Below are 18,867 nucleotides of genomic sequence, written 5' to 3' on the forward strand. Positions count from 1 at the left end.
TCAACATTCCATGGAAAACGCTGGAAGGATCTAAGCTGCCGATCTTATTTCGCAATTGCAGGGCGGCCGCTTATCTGGAATGCCCTGGGGGAGTAGCGGCCTGCGACTGTCAGCTTCGGCCGTCTTGTCGCGGACCGGAAACCGCATCGAGATAGTCACGGTAGCTGACGCAGCGGACATCCGGTTTCACGCATACGTCCTCGGCAAGCTGTTCGAGCGCCTGCCAGTAGGCTCCGTCATTCATCAAGGTGAAGTGGAAGCCGATCTGAAGCGGCGTGCGTCTGCCGGAATATTCGCGATCGAACGCAGCGCGGAAGGCGCTATAGGCGCGCTGGCGGAAGGCAGCAGCTTCTTCCGGCTTTTCAACGCCGCCGGAATGGCGGACATAAAGATTGTAGTCCATCGCGATGATCTTCCTGCCCGCTGGCCCTTCGGGAATGAGCGGAAGGGAGAAGCGTGCAAGACCGCCCTTGATCGGCGGGTTTTCTGGTTGCGGTGTGACGGTGCTCGCGTCATAGCGGAAGCCACCTTCCGCAAGCGCGGCGAAGAGGCCGGGGCTTGTCTCCAGGTAAGGCGCGCGGAAGCCAACGATCTCCTTTTCGACGAAGGAGCGCCATCCCTGTGGTTCGCCATTCAGGCCATTGATGCGCCAGGCGTCGGTTACGATGGCATTGAACTGCCGGAACTCTTCCTTCCAGTCCTCCGCCTTCCAAGTGCTGCCATCGAAATGCCCGCAACCATGATTGGCGATCTCGTGGCCCTCGCCACGAGCCTTCCAGATTTGCTCAAGGCGTCGATGAACGTCTTTGCGTGAATATCCGTAACCAACATTCGAGCGGCCGGCCTTGTATCCGGGTGCGCGGTAAAGATCGCGGTGTTCTGGCGCCAGAAGATAAACGCAGGAAAGGAAATATGTGAAACGTGCGCCGGTTCGTTGAGCGAGTGCCCTGCTGCGCTCCCATTGTTCGATGAGAGACGCGCCATCGAAGGAGATAATCACATACTGGGGTGGAAGTGACACCTGTGCTCCAGAGGACAAGGTGGTCAGAAGAAGCATCAATGCGCCAATGCCGAAGCGGGAAAGAAGAGACATTCAACAGCCATAGTTCAGATGAGCCCCGTGGCTCGTTACGAAGCAAATGTGGCCAGGTAGGGATCGGCAGATGCACACGCTGTGAATTGGTAAATGACGAACTAATCAGTGGCATCACCAAGGGTTTTAAGGGAAGGAGGAGTTGCATTGACCTCGGTGCCCGCGGCCATTCGGGCAAGGCGAGTGATCGGCAAATGGTCTGGTTCAGGGCAATGCTGCGCAGGCAAGAGGCTGCAAGGCTCAGGCTCATTGCCGCTGTTTTCTAAGACAAATGCGTACAAATCTGTTCTGCCTCTTCCATGCGCGCAAATTTTCGTTAAAACGCGAGCAGGATGTTGCTGGGCAAGGGCCCGGCCGGAAGCGGGTACTTGATGTCCGACGATAGTTTTATACGCGAAGTCAATGAGGAGCTTCGCCAGGATCAGTTCAAGGCGCTCTGGCGCCGTTATGGGGCGATCATCATTGCTGCCGCGGCCTTCGCAGTTCTGGGGACCGGCGGCTATGTGGCGTATGAGCAATGGACGGAAGCGCGTGCAAACCGCTCCGGCGATGCTTTTGCCCGCGCTCTGGAGCTTGCCGAGCAGGGTGAAAGCGAGCAGGCCCTCCAAGTGCTGGAGGAATTACAGGAAACCGGCTACGGCGCTTATCCGGTGCTGGCGCGGCTGCGCGCGGCCACCACGCTAGCGGAAAGCGGCAACCCGGAAGAAGCTGTCGCAATGTTCGATGCCGTTGCAAATGACAGCTCGGTGATCGGCCCTCTTCGCGATATTGCGCGCCTTCGTGCCGCCCTTCTGCTTGTCGACCATGGTAGCTATGCCGATGTCGCCGCGCGCGCGGAAGCATTGACGGGCGAAAGTCACGACATGCGCCATACGGCGCGAGAGGCGCTGGCGCTTGCCGCGTGGAAAGAGGGTAATCGTGAGAACGCGCTCGCGCTATTCAGCCAGGTTGCCGATGATCCGCAGGCTCCACCCGGAGCCCGTCAGCGGGCGGAAATGATGTCGGAGCTGATCACCGCTTCTGACGCCGAATCCGGCTAGATGGGCTGAGAGACCGGCCATGGCCTTCAAGGTCGCTATCATAGGCCGGCCTAATGTCGGCAAGTCGACGCTCTTTAACCGGCTCGTGGGGCGGCGTATCGCACTTGTGGATGATACGCCGGGCGTCACGCGGGACAGGCGCTTGCATCCGGCTCGCCTCATGGACCTTCGCTTCGATGTTGTCGACACGGCAGGGTTGGAGGATGCGGCACCGGAGACGCTCGCGGGGCGCATGCGCGCACAGACGGAAACCGCGATCGAGGAGGCAGACCTCGTCCTCTTCATGGTTGACGCACGCGCCGGCCTGATGCCGGACGATCATACCTTTGCCGATGTCGTCCGGCGTAAGGGCAAGCCGGTGGTTCTCGTTGCCAACAAGACTGATGTGCGCGGTGCGGATGCGGGCGTTCTGGAAGCCTTTAACCTGGGTCTTGGCGAGCCGATTGCCCTTTCTGCCGAGCATGGGCATGGTATGGCCGAGTTGCGTGACGCGATAGCCGAACATGGCGGCGCGGCAATTGTGGATGCACCGGAGGAGCCGGGCGCGCAGGGCGGGGTGGATACACTTCAAGGCGAAGATATAGATCCCGACGCCGAAGGTCTGGCCTACGACCGGGAGAAGCCCGTCCGCATTGCGATCATCGGGCGGCCCAATGTCGGCAAATCGACACTCATCAACGCGCTTATCGGTGAGGAGCGGATGCTGACGGGCCCTGAAGCCGGGATCACGCGCGACTCAATCGCTGTCGAGTGGACCTGGCGAGACCGCGCTGTCCGGTTGTTCGATACCGCAGGCATGCGGCGGAAGGCTCGCGTACAGGAGAAACTGGAAAAGCTTTCGGTCAGCGAGACCTTGCGTGCCGTGCGCTTTGCCGAAGTGGTCATCGTCGTCTTCGATGCCACGATGCCCTTCGAAAAGCAGGATCTGCAGATTGCCGACCTTGTTGTCCGCGAAGGCCGCGCACCAGTCCTGGCCTTCAACAAATGGGATCTCGTGGAGGAAGGCCGGGAAAAGCTCGCCGAACTACATGAGAAGACGGACCGGCTTCTGCCGCAGGTGCGCGGCCTGCGGGCGGTACCCGTTTCGGCCGAGACGGGCCGCGGCCTCAACCGGATGATGGAAGTGGCGATGGCCGCTCACGAAGTGTGGAACCGGCGGATACCTACCGGGCCCCTCAACCGGTGGCTGGAGCGCGCGACAGCGCAGCATCCTCCCCCTGCCGTCGCCGGCCGGAGGCTCAAGGTCAAATATATGACACAGATCAAGACGCGGCCGCCCGGATTCGTGCTCTCCTGCTCGCGCCCGGAGGTGATGCCGCAATCTTATGTGCGCTACCTTGCAAACGGCCTGCGTGAAGCGTTCGACATCTATGGCGTGCCGATCCGTATCGCGCTGCGCACCTCGGAAAACCCGTATGCTGGCCGGGCACGGCGCAAGAGCAGTTAAACCACGCTCCTTCTCATCGGAAATTGTTGAAAGGAGGACGCGCGGCAGTCAACTGCCTGGTGCAAATCACCAAGTTGCCCGCTTTCCCTCCCTGTCCTGGCGCCAATGCTTGCAATCGTTCCCGCCATTAACGGCTGATCAAGGTTAATCAATTACCTTGGCCCTCTCGAAGTATTTTAAGCGTATCAGGATGAGGGTCGGGGTGCTGATTTCGAGTGCAAGACGGCGAAAGGTTTCGGGTCAACGGCGCGCTCTTCTTCCTACGGTTGTCTACGGCATCGCCGTCTGGCTCGCCTTTCCGACGGTTGCCGCCTATCAGGATATGGTGAGCCTCGTTGCAGGACAGCAGGCGGAAAACCGCTGGGCAGCGGTGGTCGAAGCAGCGGTGGCAGGGTCCGTCCATAAGGCGGAGATGCCCTTCTCCAGTACGAGCGAACAGCTTGGTGTGCTTTCAGGGGCGGGCGTGCAGGCGCACACGGTCGGCACAGTCGCCTTCCGGACTACCAAGGGCGACCGCCTCCCAGGCTCCGACGAGAAGGGCATCAATCGTCGTGAAAAGAAGAGCCGACTCGTCAAGACGCTTCCTATGGCACCGCCCCGGCTCTTCAATGCTGGCTCCATCTTCAAGCAAACCAGCCTGCTCATGGAACCCGCGCCTATGGGCGAGAAGCTGATGGCTTTCGGCCGACCAGACATAAAGGGCAGGGAGGTGGCGATCGCATCATCCTTCCATCTGCGTCATAACAAGGCTCGCGACAGGCTTCCCACGGCGATAGCCGAGCTTATCACCAATGACGAGCCAGACATTCTGGCATCGGCCTACGCGCCGCGAGAACCGGATTACGCCAGGGCCTCCCCCTTTGCATCCATTCTGCGGGATGAAAATGACGGACGTTTCATTCCCCCTGTGGCGCCCGATGATCATGAATGGGGGCGACGGCCTCTTCCGCCGCATGTTTTCTCCGATAAGGAGCAGCAATGCCTCGCAGCCGGGATTTATTTCGAAGCGCGGGGCGAGCCGGTGCGCGGGCAGGCTGCGGTTGCCCAGGTCATCCTCAACCGCGTGCGCAATCCCGCCTATCCCGACACCATTTGCGGCGTGGTGTACCAGAATGAGAACTGGCGCAATCGTTGCCAGTTCTCTTTTGCCTGCGACGGGATACGCGACCGCGTGCGCAGTCCAGAGCATTTTCGAACCGCCAAGGAAGTAGGTTTTGCAGTCACTGCAGGCAAGATCTGGCTGGAGGAGGTGGGTACCGCCACGCATTACCATGCCACCTATGTGCAGCCCCGCTGGGCGAGGGCCATGGAGCGCAAGAAGAAGATCGGCCAGCACATCTTCTATCGCACCTACGGCGGCGGCTGGAACTAATCGATGGCGCGCCTCGTAAACGAGAATCGGGCTTGCCCGAAAGGAAAGCCGATAACGATTAATGGGCCGGCAGGCGTCCGGGGCAGGGCGATTCCATAGCTGCGCGCTCCAACGCACCGGTAGGCGCTTTGTCGCACCGAGGCATATTATTGATATTATAGGGCAAACCGCCCCAAGCTGTTAGCCGCCGAGCGGCTTGACTGGGGCAAGGCTGCTCTCTATGTTGCGCGCGGTTTTCGAGGCGGGGCTTGCTGCCTGAACCGGCGTGGAGGCTCTTATGGCGGATGGACAAGAGCCGGACGATCTGGATGGGCGGCGGCGCAAACTCGAAGCGGCCTTGGCGGCGCGGCGGACGAAAGAACCAGGCGATGCCGAGGATGCAAAGGCGAACGGTACGGGCGGCTTCGGCAACGCGCTGAGACTTTCCAGCGAGTTCATCGCCGGTATCGTGGTAGGCGCCGCTTTGGGCTGGTTCATCGACCGGCTCGCAGGCACCTCGCCTTGGGGTTTGATCGTATTCCTGCTCCTTGGTTTCGGGGCGGGAATTCTCAATGTCCTGCGTGCTGCAGGGCTTGTTGCGGATTTCGGATCGCAGTCGCCAAAAAAGGACGGCGACGATCCGCGGGAAAGAAGATAGGCGGCATCGCCGCTGCAATAAGGTGCGAGGGGCTTTACGTGGCCACAGACCCGATCGAACAGTTCCAGATCTCCAATTGGATTCCGATTGAAATCGGCGGCCTGGATTTTTCCTTCTCCAATGCTTCGGCATTCATGGTAGTCACCGCTGTGTCGGCCAGTGCCTTCCTCTACCTGACCACTTCCAGCCGGGGGCTCGTTCCGGGGCGGCTCCAGTCGATCTCGGAAATGACCTACGAGTTCATCGCCTCCATGTTGAGGGAGGCGGCCGGCAGCAAGGGTATGCGGTTCTTCCCGCTCGTCTTCTCGCTGTTCGTGTTTATCCTGGTGGCCAATCTTCTGGGCGTGTTCCCGTACTTCTTCACGGTAACCAGTCATATCATAGTCACTTTCGCGCTGGCGCTGCTCGTGGTCGGGACCGTGATCATTTACGGTTTCTACAAGCACGGCTTTGGTTTCCTGAAACTGTTCGTGCCGGAAGGAGTGCCCGGCGCGCTGGTGCCGCTCGTCGTGGCCATCGAGATCGTATCGTTCCTGTCGCGTCCAGTAAGCCTTTCGGTTCGTCTTTTCGCCAACATGCTTGCGGGACACATCACGCTTAAAGTCTTTGCCGGCTTCGTGACGACCCTGTCTGCATTTGGCCTGGCGGGTGCCGCAGGTGCTGTCCTGCCTCTGGCGATGACGATTGCGATCACCGCGCTCGAAGTTCTTGTGGCTTTCCTGCAGGCCTATGTGTTTGCGGTCCTGACATGCATGTACCTGAATGACGCCGTGAACCCGAGCCACTAGAAACCCTCACCCGCGGCTAGCCGCGTGACGAAACCACAAAGAGTTGATCCAAGGAGTTGGAAATGGAAGCAGAAGCAGCAAGATTCATCGGTGCCGGTCTCGCCTGCCTGGGAATGGCCGGAACAGCACTCGGCCTTGGCAATATCTTCGGCAGCTATCTGTCGGGCGCGCTGCGCAATCCTTCGGCGGCTGACGGTCAGTTCGGCCGGCTGGTTTTCGGTTTCGCCGTGACCGAAGCGCTGGGCATCTTCTCGCTGCTCATCGCTCTCCTCCTTCTGTTCACCTGATTTAACGACGAATCCGGTGAAGGCCGGCCGCTGTGTGCGGCCGGTTCCGTATGATCAAGGGGAAAGCCATGTTTGTGGCACCGGCTTTGGCACAGGCGGGTGATCCGCCAGTAGTCGACATGCAGGCTGAGACGGAGGTCGCGCTCGACCAACCGGCCGAAGGTAATTTTCCTCCATTCGACTCCTCCAGCTACCCGTCGCAGCTTCTCTGGCTGGCCGTTTCATTCGGACTTTTTTATCTGTTCCTGAAACGGGTGGTCCTGCCGCGCATAGGTAGCATTCTGGAAGTGCGGCGCGATCGCATTGCTCAGGATCTCGACGAAGCGGCTCGCATGAAGGAAGAGGCGGACGCGGCGGTTGCGGCTTACGAACAGGAGCTTGCGGATGCGCGCAAGAAGGCTTCTGCGATAGCTCAGGAGGCCCGGGACGAGGCCAAGGTAGAGGCAGAGGCAGAGCGGCGTCGGATCGAGAACGAGCTGGAAGAAAAGCTCGCCGAGGCTGAAGCGGGCATAGCGCGAATCAAGAGCGCGGCGCTAAGCGATGTCGGCATGATTGCCGAGGAGACGGCAGGAACCATCGTTGAACAGCTTGTCGGCGGGACGGTCGACCGCAAGGCTGTTTCAGCGGCCGTCAAAGCAATGGCGCAGTAGGAAAGGCAAGATGGACGCGACATTCTGGGCTCTCGTAGCGCTGATCCTATTCCTGGCTATTCTCGCCTATATGAAGGTTCCAGCGATGGTGAACGGCGCGCTCGACCAGCGTGCCGACCGCATCCGCAACGAACTGGAAGAAGCGCGTAAGCTGCGCGAGGAAGCGCAGCAGCTTCTGGCCGAGTATCAGCGCAAGCGGCGCGAGGCGGAAGAGGAAGCCAAGGATCTGGTGGCGGCCGCCAAACGCGAAGCGAAGGCAATCGTCAGCGACGCCAAAGTCAAGACGGAGGAATATGTCATGCGTCGCACGGCGCTTGCCGAGCAGAAGATCGCTCAGGCCGAAAGCGACGCAATAGCTGAGGTGCGTGCACGGGCCGTCGACGTCGCGGTTGCGGCTGCTGGCAAGCTGATCGCCGACAAGGTGGATGCCAAAACCGGTAGCAAGCTTTTCGACGCTTCGCTTGAGGAAGTGAAAACGAAGCTGAACTGAGCGTAGCCATTGCGATCCGCCTCAGCCTTATCAATGATAAATGCCGCCGGTCTTCCGGCGGCATTTGCATTCGTCTGTGGCCTTTGTAGCCTCCCCATTCCCGAAGAGGGCGTCTAGAAGGGCTGTAGCAAGCCGAAAGACGCCTCTCCCATTTGCATATGTGGGCGCCCCTCACGACATCGATGGCCAGAGCGGTCATGTTGAGAACCACCGGAACGCGCTCATGACATACGTTGGCACTATCGGCCTCGACCTGGCCAAAACCAATTTTCTAAGCCCAAGGCGCAGATGCAGGCGGCACCGTCATGTTCGGAAGGCGGCGCGAACCGGTGCTGACCGTCTTCACTGCGCAACCGTCACGCCATCGCGGCGATGGAAGCCTGCTCTGGCGCTTACGTTTTGGGGGCGCGAGATCGGCAGGCTGGGCCATAAGGTCCAGACTGATCGCCCCTCTTACGCGAAGCCTCTCGTCAAGCGCCAGAAGAACGATGCCGCCGATGCCGAAGCTATTTGTGAAGCGGCGCGACGACCGACAATGCGTTTCGTGGCGATCAAAAGCATGGAGAAGCAGGCTGCGGCTGTGATCTTCGGAGCTCGCGATGTGCTCGAGGTAATAGCCCGACCAGTAGAGACATTCCGACACTGGGCGCAACTTTGCAGCCTGGAGCGGCACCGGCGAGCGACGCGGGTCGGAGAGGACGCTGCGGCGCCTGCTCATTAATGGGTCCAGCGCCGTGGCTCCTTGCCAAACGGAATGGCAAGCCAGCCGATTCACGATTCCACAGAATGCGGGCGCGCAAACCACCTATGCCTGTGACCGTGGCACTGGCAAACGTGAGAAGGTCGGCGGACAGGCATGGTACATAGTCAGCAGGACGGGATCACGAGAACCAGACGCATGGGGGACGCTTGGACGCATGGGTAGCGCTTCGAGCGCGTTCCAGTAATGTGGACCTGCCTGGCAAGCTGCCATACGGGGCCATGACGATGCGGCAGTAAGAGGCCAAACACATGGCAACACCTGATCACGCGCAATAACCTACACCGAAGATTCACTCTTGCATCCGGCGGGACGTCCACGCGTGGCCCATGCAGCAAGCCGGGCTTTGCAGTCGTTGGCCGCGTGTTGCCCGACCCCGATCGAACCCGTGTTGGTCTTGGCCCAGATCTCTTCGATGAAGATCAAGCGGCATGGATGAGGGGCCGGTACGTCTTGCACGAACCCACCCCTGTGGTGTCGAGAAGGTGCTGCTGCTCACTTGGCAGAGCGGTTTTCTTGAAGCTCGTCCCTTGACGTGTGAGATGTGCCCGAAGTTCCAGACCGTCCGGTAGTCCACCTTCCCGCGTCCGGCAAGCTCGGCCTGAAGACCGTACAAGGTGACATGCTCGCCGCTGCCGAGCCGCTCCAGCAAGCCAGGTTGGATGCGGTGCAAGAAGCAACGGACGAGGCCGACCGACAGCCCGACGGGGAGCCGCGCTCCCCGCCGCTCGATAGATCATTATCCGTTTATCGATCTCGTGCAGATTCAGCTTCTGCGGCGGGATGAGGGCTTGCCGTGCCCGTCCGCTTATGGCTTGGGATGGCCTGCTGCGAGCGGATCTCGGCAGGAGGCAGGGACGGGAGTTTCCATAAGATCTACGATATCCATGCCGTCCGGCTCTGCCTGTGTCTTGAACGGAGCAAAGCTCATGCGGTGCAGGCGTTTGATGGGGCCGTGCTCGGAGATCGCGGTGCGGTGGCGTTCGGTTGCGTATCCCACATGGCTGTCGAAGCCATAAAGAGGCAGGAGGGACGCCGTGCGCGCCATCATACGATCGCGGGCGACCTTAGCGACGATGGAAGCGGCCGCAATCGATTGGGAGAGCCGGTCGCCCTTGATCACCGCGCGGCAAGGGCAGGGCAGCCCCGGAGGGATGTCCCGGCCATCTACCAACGCGTATGCCGGCCGTACGCACAAACCCTCAAGGGCGCGCCGCATGGCTTCCAGGCTTGCGATGAGGATGTTGGAGCGGTCGATGCTATCGGCCGACAGGGAGGCAACGGACACGGCAATCGAGGTCGCAAAAATTTCCTGGACGAGCGCTTCCCGGCCTTCGGCTGAAATGCGCTTGGAATCGTCAAGACCCTCGGGAATACGATTCACGTCGAGCACAACCGCGGCGGCAACTACTGGGCCGGCCAGCGGGCCGCGTCCCGCTTCATCGAGCCCGGCCACCGGCGCGAGGCCTTCCCGCATGATCCCGTTTTCCAACGAGAGATCCGGTCGCAGCGGCAATTCAAACAGAAGCGGAGAATCGGGACGCAATGGAGCCATGAGGCGGTAATGCTTGCATCGCTCCCGGTTTTTCCGCAAGCCCTTCCAGAGCCCAGCACACATTAAAAGCTGCAGGATGCTGACGCCATGCTGGCAGCAGGTTCATCCGGTCGCAAAAGGACGGAGCCCCTGCCGGAGGCCTGCAGGAAGCTCAAAGCAGAACGAGCTGTTCTTCCCTTGAGTTTGCCTTGAAGAGATCAGTCCGCAGTTTGCGGCGTTCGACATTGAGGCCAAGACGCCGCGCGGCTATCTCGAAGCGGCGCCCGATTTGCCAGGCATAGGGCCCGCTGCCCTTCATCCGCTTGCCCCATTCGGCATCGTAGTCCTTGCCGCCACGCATGGAGCGGATGAGCGATATCACGTGACGAAAGCGATCCGGATAGTGGCGCAGGAGCCAGTCCTTGAAAATCGGGCTTACCTCAAGCGGCAGGCGCAGGATGATGTATCCCGCCTCCCGCGCCCCCGCTGCATGTGCCGATTCCAGTATACGCTCGATCTCGCTGTCATTCAGGCCGGGAATGACCGGCCCGATCATGACCGAAACCGGCACGCCCGCTGCATGGAGTGCCTTGAGCGCTTCCAGCCTGCGCGTCGGGGTCGCCGCTCGCGGTTCCATGGTGCGCGCAAGCTTTCGATCAAGGGTGGTGATGGAGAACGCGACCTTCGCAAGTCCTTTCTCCGCCATGCGCGAGAGGATGTCAATGTCGCGCACGATGAGGGCGGATTTGGTCACAATGCCTACTGGATGCGCATGCGCCTCCAGTACCTCCAGAATGTCGCGCATGATGCGCCATTTCTTCTCGATCGGCTGGTAGGGATCGGTATTGGTGCCGATAGCAATGGTGCGAGGCTCATATCCCGGCCTGGAAAGCTCCCGCTCCAGAAGCCGCCCGGCATCCGGCTTTGCAAAAAGCTGCGATTCAAAGTCGAGGCCTGGCGACAGGCCCATATAGGCATGTGTCGGCCGCGCGAAGCAGTAGACGCAGCCATGTTCGCAGCCTCGATACGGATTGATCGAGCGGTCGAAGGAAATATCAGGCGATGAATTGCGCGTGATGATGTTGCGTGGCTTCTCCACCTGCACCACAGTCTTGAAGGATGGCAGTTCCTCCAGTGTCTCCCAGCCGTCATCGAAGACCTGGCGCGTCAACGGCTCATATCGCCCGCTGGGATTGACGCCGGCGCCCCGCCCCCGGCGCCGCTCCTCGGCGATGCGCAGGCCCGCCTCTTCGATGATGGCGTTCGCCAGCGCCGAGCCGCCGCCTATGAAGGCTGCATTGTCTGCACGCGCGATCTCTTTCATGACTCGCTCTCCGCCTACGCAGGGTGCTCAGAATGACTCCGTTCCTATCTCCGAAATAAGAACAAAGCAAGAACATTTGCGTAAAAGGCGTCTGAGCGAGGTATCTGGAGATTGAAGAACGCTCAGGCGCGAGCGCCCCTTCGCAGATGCTCGCCCAGCCGAGGCATGATCTCAACGAAATTGCAGGGTCGGTGCCGATAGTCGAACTGGTCCTTCAAGATAAGGTCCCAGGCGTCGCGGCAGGCACCGGGAGACCCGGGTAGCGCGAAGACAAAGGTCTGGCCGATGAGCCCCGCGGTAGCACGGGACTGTATCGTGGAAGTGCCAATCTTATCTTGGGATATCCTGTGGAAAACCTGTGAGAAACCGTCCATGCGTTTTGAGAAAAGAGGCTCCAGCGCCTCTGGTGTCATATCGCGCCCGGTAAAGCCGGTCCCTCCGGTGGTGATCACCGCGTCGACATCGCTGTCCGCGCACCATGCGAGCACAGTGTGACGGATGTGCTCTATATTGTCCGGTGCAATGGCCCTGCGGGCAAGTTCGTGACCTTCTCCCAAAATGCGTTCCGCAAGCGTGCGGCCGGACACATCATCTTCGAGCGTCCGGCTGTCCGAAATGGTAAGTACAGCGAAACGAACGGGGATGAAGAAACGTTCAGGCATGTCAGGCTTCCAGAGGCTCGGTAGAAGTCACCGTGGCGCGCACGAACCATCCGGGATTGCTGGCGGCTATTGCCGCCCCGGCCCGCTCGGCGGCCTCGACCGTATCGAAAAGCCCGAAGCAGGTCGCCCCGGAACCGGACATGCGCGCGATAAGCGCTCCGTTCGCACGAAGGAGCGAAAGCAGGTCGCCGATCTCAGGGGCAAGAGAAAGTGCGGCTGCTTCCAGATCGTTGCGCGTGGTGCGTAGAAAATGTGCGATATCCTGAAGGCTGCCGCCCGGCAGCATTGCGGGCAAGGGCGGGTTTTCACGCCGAGGAAGGGTGTCGAAAACCGCGGGGGTGAGCAAAGGCACGCCCGGATTGACGAGAAGAAGGGCAAGAGCAGGCAGGTCCACTGGCTCCAGCGCCTCCCCGATGCCGCGCGCCAGCAGTGGCCGCGGAGAGAGGCACATCGGCACATCCGCTCCAAGTGCAAGGCCCAGCCGGGCAAGTTCGTCTTTGCTGACATCAAGTTCCCAGAAGCATGACAGCAGGGCGAGAGCAGCGGCCGCATCGCTCGATCCGCCGCCGATTCCCGCTGCCACCGGCAGGTTCTTTTCAAGCTCCAGCGACACGGGCGCTGCCGCCTCGCCTCCGAAATGCTGGCGCAGAAGATCACGCGCACGGATGACCAGATTGTCCTTTTCTCCCTTTAGCTGGGTGGCAAAGGAGCCGCGGACCAGAAAGCTGTCTGCTTCGGCTTCCCGTACCCGCAGACGGTCGGCGTAGCGGGTGAAGACCACAAGACTTTCAAGCAGGTGATAGCCATCGGCTCGACGCCCGGTCACATGGAGGGCAAGGTTCACCTTTGCAGGCGCAGCGCGTTCCAGCCTGACGGGCATCGGAGCCTGCCTCAATCTTTCGCCAGATGGTATTCGCCGGTTTCGGGGTCCTTTACCAGCGTTCCGGAACTGCCGGTTGCCGCCTCCCTGCGGACACGCTCCATCCGCCGGGTCACGCGTTCGGCCTCGCGTACGAAGGCGCGGTAACCCACATAAGCGACGATCGCGACGAGTACGACGAGGATCATTTGCGGCATGGCCGGGCTCCTTCCTGGTGCTCAGGCGGTGTTCATCTTAGGTTGGATAGCGCGCGGCGCAAGGCAATGTCCGGCGCATCGCATCTCCGAATGCAACATCAGGTCCTCGGGAAAATGAGCATTCAAACAGGAGATAGGGTCGATCAAGAGGCTGCCCACGGCTCCTAAAGTCCAAACCGCCGCCATAGCGCCTTTTCCTCTAGCGCTTCCAGCAGGCCTGCGGCAGCAACGGCAGCAAGTTCGCTGCCGGGCTGGTGCGCCTCGAAAAGCCCAAGCCTGCGGGCAAAAAGGCTGCGCGAGGGCGCAATGAGCTTCAGTCGCGTCTTTGGACCAAAGCGGCTTTTCAGATAGGTTCGCATGTCGCCCAGCGCATCAACCAGCCCAAGATCCTTGCTACGCCTGCCCGTCCAGAAGAGGCCGGTAAATAGCTCCTTATCCTCAGCAAGACGGGAGCCTCGCCGCTCTTTCACAAGGGTGATGAAGTCGGTGTGTAGCTCCTCCTGAAGCGCTTTCAGCCGCGCCACGTCCTCTTTCTTCTCCGGCTGGAAGGGGTCAAGAATGGCCTTGTTGCTTCCGGAGGTGTAGAGCCTGCGCTCCACGCCGATCTTGCCGATCAACTCATGGAAGCCGAAACCTGCGGAAACGACGCCGATAGAGCCGACAATGGAAGACGGGTCAGCTACGATCTCGTCTCCGGCAAGCGCGATCATATAGCCACCGGAAGCTGCCACATCCTCGACGAACACATAGACCGTCTTCTTCTTCTCTCCGGCCAGGTCGCGGATGCGCCGATAGATAAGGCGCGATTGCACGGGCGATCCGCCGGGTGAATTGATCGAGATCGCCACTGCCGGCGCCTTCATGGAAAAGGCACGTTCCAGAAGCCCAGCCGTTGTTGCGAGGGACAGGTGCTGTCGCATCGGGCTTCCTCCTGCGAAGATGGCGCCTTGCATGCGCACAACGGGAATGGTGATGCCATCAGATCGGAGGAAGGAAGGCAGATATCGTGCCAGCAACTGGTTCACGTGGGAAATCTCCGGTGTTTCGAACAGTTCTCATGTAGGCCTTCGCCTTGCCGGCGCAATGGTTTTGCCCTGTGCGGCGGAAAAGAGCGCGCTTCGCCCGTTGATGGCGTCATCCGCCTCCTGCGTGAAGGCGTGCCCATCGCTTCCGTGTAAGATCAGCGGATGAAGAAGCCGTAGCCCACCGCGCGCCCCTTTTGTCGCTTTCAGGAGAATTCGGATAGCATCCGCGCCGGGGCGCGGATGTACCGGCAGAACCGCCGGGCTGCCAAAACGACCTGAGAGAGCCTGCAGAATCTCGCCTAAAGAAGCGGGGCGGGCGATTACGGCTAACTCCGCTCGTGGGCGGGCGATGGCGGAGGCAGTCCGCAGCCATCGCTCGAAAAGGTTGCCCTCCATCACGTGTGCCTGACGCCGCAGCGCATCGGGCGTTGCGCGATCCTCCGGGGCGTTGAAAGGCGGATTCATGATTACGAAGTCGAAAGCGTTATCGGCAAGCCCGGCTTCCACCCGGGCGCGGCCGCAAAGTTCCACATCGGCCTGCAATAGCCGTAAGCGCGGCGCGATTGCTGCATTGGGTTTAAGCGCGATGCTTCGGCGCGCGCAGTCCACCATCTCGGCAGAACGCTCAACCAGTATCACCTGCGCCTTAGGGCAGCGTGCTGCAACCGCGAAACCTGCTGCGCCTCCGCCCGCCCCAAGGTCGGCGAGGCGGCCGTCGAACCCGCCCGGGACTGTTGCGGCAAGCAGCATGGCGTCAAGCCCTGCGCGATGGCCGCGGCCTGCCGGCTGAACGAGGTGAAAGCGCCCCCGGTGGAAGGAATCCGTGGTGAAGGAAGGACCGTTTTCATGCGGCATGGACGGCTCCGCGCCTTTGGCCAGACTTGCTGGAGAAGAGAAAATTAGGATTGGAAGCTGCTTCAGCCGGCACTTCCTGCATCCGTCACCCCGGCATCCGCCAGCAGTTTGTGAGCCTCCGCCGCTTCTTCCTCAGCCACTAATATGCGGCGCGGCAATACCCCGAGAGAACCTTCCATGATGCTCATGTTCTGGTCGGCCACCATATAGCCGATGCCTGCGTCGCGCAGAAGACTTTCCACGAATGAGATAATGACGGCATCATTGGTTCGGATAAGCTCTACCATATTACGAAGTTGGCAGGTCGGCGCCTTCTTGTAAATGCAGCGCGGTTGTCATACCGAGTTACGCGCTAATTCGCCACTTGCCGTGACGCCGCCTCAAACCATACATTCGCGCGCGGCAAAGCTGTAGATGGACTGGAAGGAAGAGCTCGTGGGCGTTGTTGTGAACCTGGAGGAGGGCAAGCGCGGCGCAGGCTCGATCAAACGGCTGATCGAGCTTACGGCGGACGATATGGCCAGGGTCAACGAGCTTATCCTGTCAAAGGCGGGATCGGACGTTGAACTCATTCCGGAGCTTGCCTGGCACCTGATCTCTTCCGGCGGCAAAAGGCTGCGGCCGATGCTCACGCTGGCAGCTGCACAGATGTTCGGATATTCGGGCGAGGGGCATGTAAAACTCGCCACCAGCGTCGAGTTCATGCACACAGCCACGTTGCTCCACGACGACGTCGTGGACGAGAGCGACTTGCGGCGCGGCCGGAAGACGGCGCGCATGATCTGGGGCAACCAAGCCAGCGTCCTGGTGGGTGACTTCCTGCTGGGGCAGGCTTTCCGCATGATGGTGGATGTGGGCTCTCTGGAGGCGCTCGACGTGCTCTCCACCGCAGCCGCCATCATTGCAGAAGGCGAGGTGATGCAGCTTGACGTTTCCAAGAATCTGGAGACGACGGAAGACGAATACCTTTCTGTTATCAAGGCCAAGACCGCAGCTCTCTTTTCGGCAGCGGCGGAAGTGGGGCCGATCGTTGCCGGGGCGTCGCGAAATGACAGGGCGGCACTTCGCTCGTTCGGGATGAATCTCGGACTCGCCTTCCAACTCGTGGATGATGCGCTGGATTATGGCGGCAGCACCACGGACCTCGGCAAGAATGTCGGCGACGATTTTCGCGAGGGCAAGGTTACCCTACCGGTGATCCTTAGCTACCGGCGCGGATCGGAGGAGGAGCGCCAGTTCTGGAAAAAGGCGATTGAGGAGAATGAAACCGATCAGGCAGCCCTGGACAAGGCTGTCAGGCTCATGAACAAGCATGGCGCGATCGGCGACACGATCAGCCGCGCGCGCCATTTCGGGGAGATTGCGCGCGACGCTCTGGCCCCGCTCAAGAACGAACCGCAGAAAGTTGCTCTCATCGACGTGATAGATTTCTGCATCAGCAGGGTCGCGTGATATGGTTGTTCAAATTGCAATGACTGGCCGTGCCAAGAGCGGACCCCGGATGCAGGCCTAGCGTTGCAGGAAGAAGATGCGAAAGCTTGCGGGAAAGGGTGGCTGATGCTCGCCCGCCAAGCTTATCGCAAAATGGCCATGCTCTGCGACTAGCGAATGTTCGAACGCGAGTCGCCTTTCCCCTCAGATGGCGGCCAAGCGCACGAAAGGGACACTATGCGGGGAATAATGCAAAAGCTTCAGGTGACCGTGTTCGGCGCGGCCGTTCTGGCTCTCTCCTCGGCGGCGGGACTTTCCGAGGAAACGGCTACATCCGTTCAAACGGTGCCGACGCATTCGTTTTCCGGTGCCTATCTGGCTGGCCGTGCGGCCGAGTTCGACAACGATCTGGAAAGCGCGATCTCCTACTACGAACGAGCGATCTCCTATGACCGCGAGAATACGGAACTTCAGCAGTCCCTCCTTCTGACCCTGATTTCGATTGGGCGCTTCGATGATGCGCTGCCCTATGCCGAGAAGCTGAAGACCGAGCCGCAATCCGAGCGTTTCTCCAGGCTTGTGCTGGCAGTCGATGCTTTCCGCAATCAAAATTACAAGGTGGCCGAGCGCTGGCTGGAACTGGTTCTGGAGTCGGATCTTGACCGGCTGATTACCAGCATCATGACGAGCTGGGCCAAGGCCGGGCAGGGAGATTTCGACAGCGCAATCGCCTTTCTGGAGGATCTGGAAGGCCCCGAGTGGTACGACCTTTTCACAAACTACCATCGCGCCTTGCTGCTTGCCGCATCCGGCAGCGAAGAGGAGGCAGGCGAACAGTTTCACGAGGTCCTCGAAAATCTTGCGCCTCGCTCGGTTGCGCCTGACACCCTCGGGCGAATTGCCCATGCCTATGCGGCGTTCCTTTCGGACCGTAGCGAGAATGAGGAAGCGCTCGCAGTTCTTGAGAGAGCGGTGGAGCTGGGTGGCGGAGTTGCCTCCATCGAAGCGCTCCGGCGCAAGCTGGAAGCAGGCGAGGTATTGGAGCCGACGGTTACTGCACCCATTGATGGCGCGGCGGAAATCCTGCTCAATATAGCAACGGAGCTCGCCAATGGAGGCACAGATTCGATCGTGCGGCTCTATTTGCGCTATGCCGAAGCTTTGAGGCCGGAGGGCGACGCCATCCTGATGCAGCTTGCCCATGTGGCCGAGCGCCAGCAAAAGGGCGAGGAAGCCATCGCTCTTTACCAGAAGGTTCCTGAAGATTCTCCGTGGGCGCGCTTTGCTTCGTTCCAGGTGGGGCTCAACCTTGCCGATCTGGACCGCAAGGAGGAGGCTATTGAGCACCTGAAGGAAGTACTGGATGACGACCCGACCGACATGCGTGCCTATCTTGCGCTAGGGGGCGTTTACGCGTCCCAGAATGATTTTCGCTCGGCGGCTGGGGTTTACGAGCGGGCGGTAGCGCAGATCGAGACACCGGAGCGGCGGCACTGGAACATCTTTTATCAGCGCGGCATCGCCTATGAACGCTTGAAGGAATGGCCCAAGGCGGAACCCAATTTCCGGAAGGCGTTGGAGCTCTTTCCCGACCACCCGCAAGTCCTGAACTATCTGGGCTATTCCTGGGTGGACATGAACATGAACCTGGATGAGGCGATGGAGCTCATCCGCCGCGCGGCGGAACTGAGGCCGAGCGACGGCTACATCATCGACTCGCTCGGCTGGGCGCATTACCGGCTCGGTGAGTATGAGGAGGCGGTCGAGCATCTGGAGCGTGCGGTCTCGCTGCGTCCGGAAGATCCCATCCTCAACGATCATCTGGGCGATGCCTATTGGCGCGTCGGCAGGCAGCTTGAGGCGCGCTACCAATGGTCGCACGCCCGCGATCTCGAACCGGAGCCCGAACTGCTGGCCGAGATCGAGAAGAAGCTGGAGAATGGCCTTCCGCCGCAAAACAACAGAAAGCTGGCTGACGCGGCCGGCACCGGGCGCAACGTCATCAGCGACAGCGCCGCAGAGACAAGTGCCACCCCGGAAGAGAAGGCCTCCACGGACGAAGAGCAGACCGCCACAAGCGAAGAGAAGGATGCCTCCGGAACCGCTGAAGAAACCGGCGAAAACGAGGGAGCGGAAAGTCAGCCCGAGGCAGGTGCCGAAGCGGAGAGCCGGCTTTACACGGTGAAGGCCGGCCAGACGCTCTGGTCGATCGCCGCGGAGGTACTGGGAGATGGCGGGCGCTTCCGCGAAATTCTGGATCTCAATCCCGAACTCAGGCGCGATCCCAACCGCATCCGCCCCGGTCAGGAGCTAAGGCTTCCTTCCGCGCCGTGACGCGAGAGACGCGCGGCTTGACGGCGTAGCGGCTGCCGAATAGGACGGGGCCGCACTCCAG

At 60.6% G+C, this 18,867-nt stretch carries 19 protein-coding genes and 1 pseudogene; 11 read left to right on the forward strand and 9 right to left on the reverse strand.

Features of this window, described 5'->3' with window-relative positions; all coding sequences use genetic code 11:
- Positions 1-109: 109 nt before the first annotated feature.
- Entirely contained in the window at positions 110-1,093 is a 984-nt protein-coding gene (locus HUS57_RS00675) for a polysaccharide deacetylase (RefSeq protein WP_246727676.1), read from the reverse strand.
- Positions 1,094-1,464: 371 nt separating this feature from the next.
- Here HUS57_RS00675 and HUS57_RS00680 point away from each other — a divergent pair, with 371 nt between their 5' ends.
- The 9 genes and pseudogenes from HUS57_RS00680 to HUS57_RS17880 all read left to right on the forward strand — a co-directional run.
- On the forward strand, positions 1,465-2,133 hold the full coding sequence (locus HUS57_RS00680) for a tetratricopeptide repeat protein (protein WP_173931011.1): 669 nt from the start codon (positions 1,465-1,467) through the stop codon (positions 2,131-2,133).
- 19 nt (positions 2,134-2,152) lie between these two features.
- Positions 2,153-3,580, forward strand: a complete 1,428-nt coding sequence (der, locus tag HUS57_RS00685) for a ribosome biogenesis GTPase Der (protein ID WP_173931012.1) — start codon at positions 2,153-2,155, stop codon at positions 3,578-3,580.
- 202 nt (positions 3,581-3,782) lie between these two features.
- Positions 3,783-4,952: a cell wall hydrolase gene (locus HUS57_RS00690; protein WP_246727677.1), complete on the forward strand. Its 1,170-nt coding sequence runs from the start codon at positions 3,783-3,785 to the stop codon at positions 4,950-4,952.
- A 277-nt stretch (positions 4,953-5,229) separates the two neighbouring features.
- On the forward strand, positions 5,230-5,589 hold the full coding sequence (locus tag HUS57_RS00695; RefSeq protein ID WP_173931014.1) for an AtpZ/AtpI family protein: 360 nt from the start codon (positions 5,230-5,232) through the stop codon (positions 5,587-5,589).
- A 38-nt stretch (positions 5,590-5,627) separates the two neighbouring features.
- Positions 5,628-6,377, forward strand: a complete 750-nt coding sequence (locus tag HUS57_RS00700; RefSeq protein ID WP_173931015.1) for a F0F1 ATP synthase subunit A — start codon at positions 5,628-5,630, stop codon at positions 6,375-6,377.
- Between the two features lie 62 nt (positions 6,378-6,439).
- On the forward strand, positions 6,440-6,664 hold the full coding sequence (locus HUS57_RS00705) for a F0F1 ATP synthase subunit C (protein ID WP_173931016.1): 225 nt from the start codon (positions 6,440-6,442) through the stop codon (positions 6,662-6,664).
- Positions 6,665-6,732: 68 nt separating this feature from the next.
- Positions 6,733-7,314, forward strand: coding sequence for a F0F1 ATP synthase subunit B (locus HUS57_RS00710; RefSeq protein ID WP_173931017.1), 582 nt, complete (start codon positions 6,733-6,735; stop codon positions 7,312-7,314).
- A gap of 10 nt (positions 7,315-7,324) precedes the next feature.
- Positions 7,325-7,804: a F0F1 ATP synthase subunit B gene (locus tag HUS57_RS00715; protein ID WP_173931018.1), complete on the forward strand. Its 480-nt coding sequence runs from the start codon at positions 7,325-7,327 to the stop codon at positions 7,802-7,804.
- A 363-nt stretch (positions 7,805-8,167) separates the two neighbouring features.
- Positions 8,168-8,411 (forward strand): annotated as a pseudogene (locus HUS57_RS17880) (IS110 family transposase); the annotation flags it as partial.
- 961 nt (positions 8,412-9,372) lie between these two features.
- On the opposite strand, the gene HUS57_RS00725 reads toward HUS57_RS17880, so the two are convergent.
- From HUS57_RS00725 to HUS57_RS00760, 8 genes are all read right to left on the reverse strand, one after another.
- Positions 9,373-10,119 carry a ribonuclease HII gene (locus tag HUS57_RS00725; RefSeq protein WP_173931020.1) on the reverse strand — a complete coding sequence of 249 codons (747 nt, stop codon included), beginning with the start codon at positions 10,117-10,119 and terminating at the stop codon, positions 9,373-9,375.
- Between the two features lie 151 nt (positions 10,120-10,270).
- Positions 10,271-11,422, reverse strand: a complete 1,152-nt coding sequence (locus HUS57_RS00730) for a PA0069 family radical SAM protein (RefSeq protein ID WP_173931021.1) — start codon at positions 11,420-11,422, stop codon at positions 10,271-10,273.
- A gap of 122 nt (positions 11,423-11,544) precedes the next feature.
- Positions 11,545-12,084 (reverse strand): molybdenum cofactor biosynthesis protein B, encoded by a 540-nt coding sequence (moaB, locus tag HUS57_RS00735; RefSeq protein WP_173931022.1) that lies wholly within the window; start codon positions 12,082-12,084, stop codon positions 11,545-11,547.
- Between the two features lies 1 nt (position 12,085).
- Positions 12,086-12,964 carry a 4-(cytidine 5'-diphospho)-2-C-methyl-D-erythritol kinase gene (locus HUS57_RS00740; RefSeq protein WP_173931023.1) on the reverse strand — a complete coding sequence of 293 codons (879 nt, stop codon included), beginning with the start codon at positions 12,962-12,964 and terminating at the stop codon, positions 12,086-12,088.
- Positions 12,965-12,975: 11 nt separating this feature from the next.
- Positions 12,976-13,161, reverse strand: coding sequence for a hypothetical protein (locus HUS57_RS00745; protein ID WP_173931024.1), 186 nt, complete (start codon positions 13,159-13,161; stop codon positions 12,976-12,978).
- A 164-nt stretch (positions 13,162-13,325) separates the two neighbouring features.
- The gene (locus tag HUS57_RS00750) at positions 13,326-14,186 is read right to left on the reverse strand and encodes a S49 family peptidase (protein WP_173931025.1); all 861 of its coding nucleotides are present in this window, start codon (positions 14,184-14,186) and stop codon (positions 13,326-13,328) included.
- Between the two features lie 30 nt (positions 14,187-14,216).
- Entirely contained in the window at positions 14,217-15,041 is an 825-nt protein-coding gene (locus HUS57_RS00755) for a methyltransferase (protein WP_173931026.1), read from the reverse strand.
- Between the two features lie 62 nt (positions 15,042-15,103).
- A complete protein-coding gene (locus HUS57_RS00760; RefSeq protein WP_173931027.1) occupies positions 15,104-15,328 on the reverse strand; it encodes a DUF2007 domain-containing protein in 225 nt (74 codons plus the stop codon).
- 148 nt (positions 15,329-15,476) lie between these two features.
- Between HUS57_RS00760 and HUS57_RS00765 the strand changes: the two genes are divergently transcribed.
- Together HUS57_RS00765 and HUS57_RS00770 are read left to right on the forward strand one after the other, a co-directional pair.
- On the forward strand, positions 15,477-16,493 hold the full coding sequence (locus HUS57_RS00765) for a polyprenyl synthetase family protein (RefSeq protein WP_173931205.1): 1,017 nt from the start codon (positions 15,477-15,479) through the stop codon (positions 16,491-16,493).
- A gap of 228 nt (positions 16,494-16,721) precedes the next feature.
- Complete coding sequence (locus HUS57_RS00770) at positions 16,722-18,806, forward strand: tetratricopeptide repeat protein (RefSeq protein WP_173931028.1); 2,085 nt, start codon at positions 16,722-16,724, stop codon at positions 18,804-18,806.
- Positions 18,807-18,867 lie beyond the last annotated feature (61 nt).

The organism is Chelativorans sp. Marseille-P2723 (assembly GCF_902809845.1).
In the GTDB taxonomy this organism is placed as follows: Bacteria; Pseudomonadota; Alphaproteobacteria; order Rhizobiales; family Rhizobiaceae; genus Chelativorans.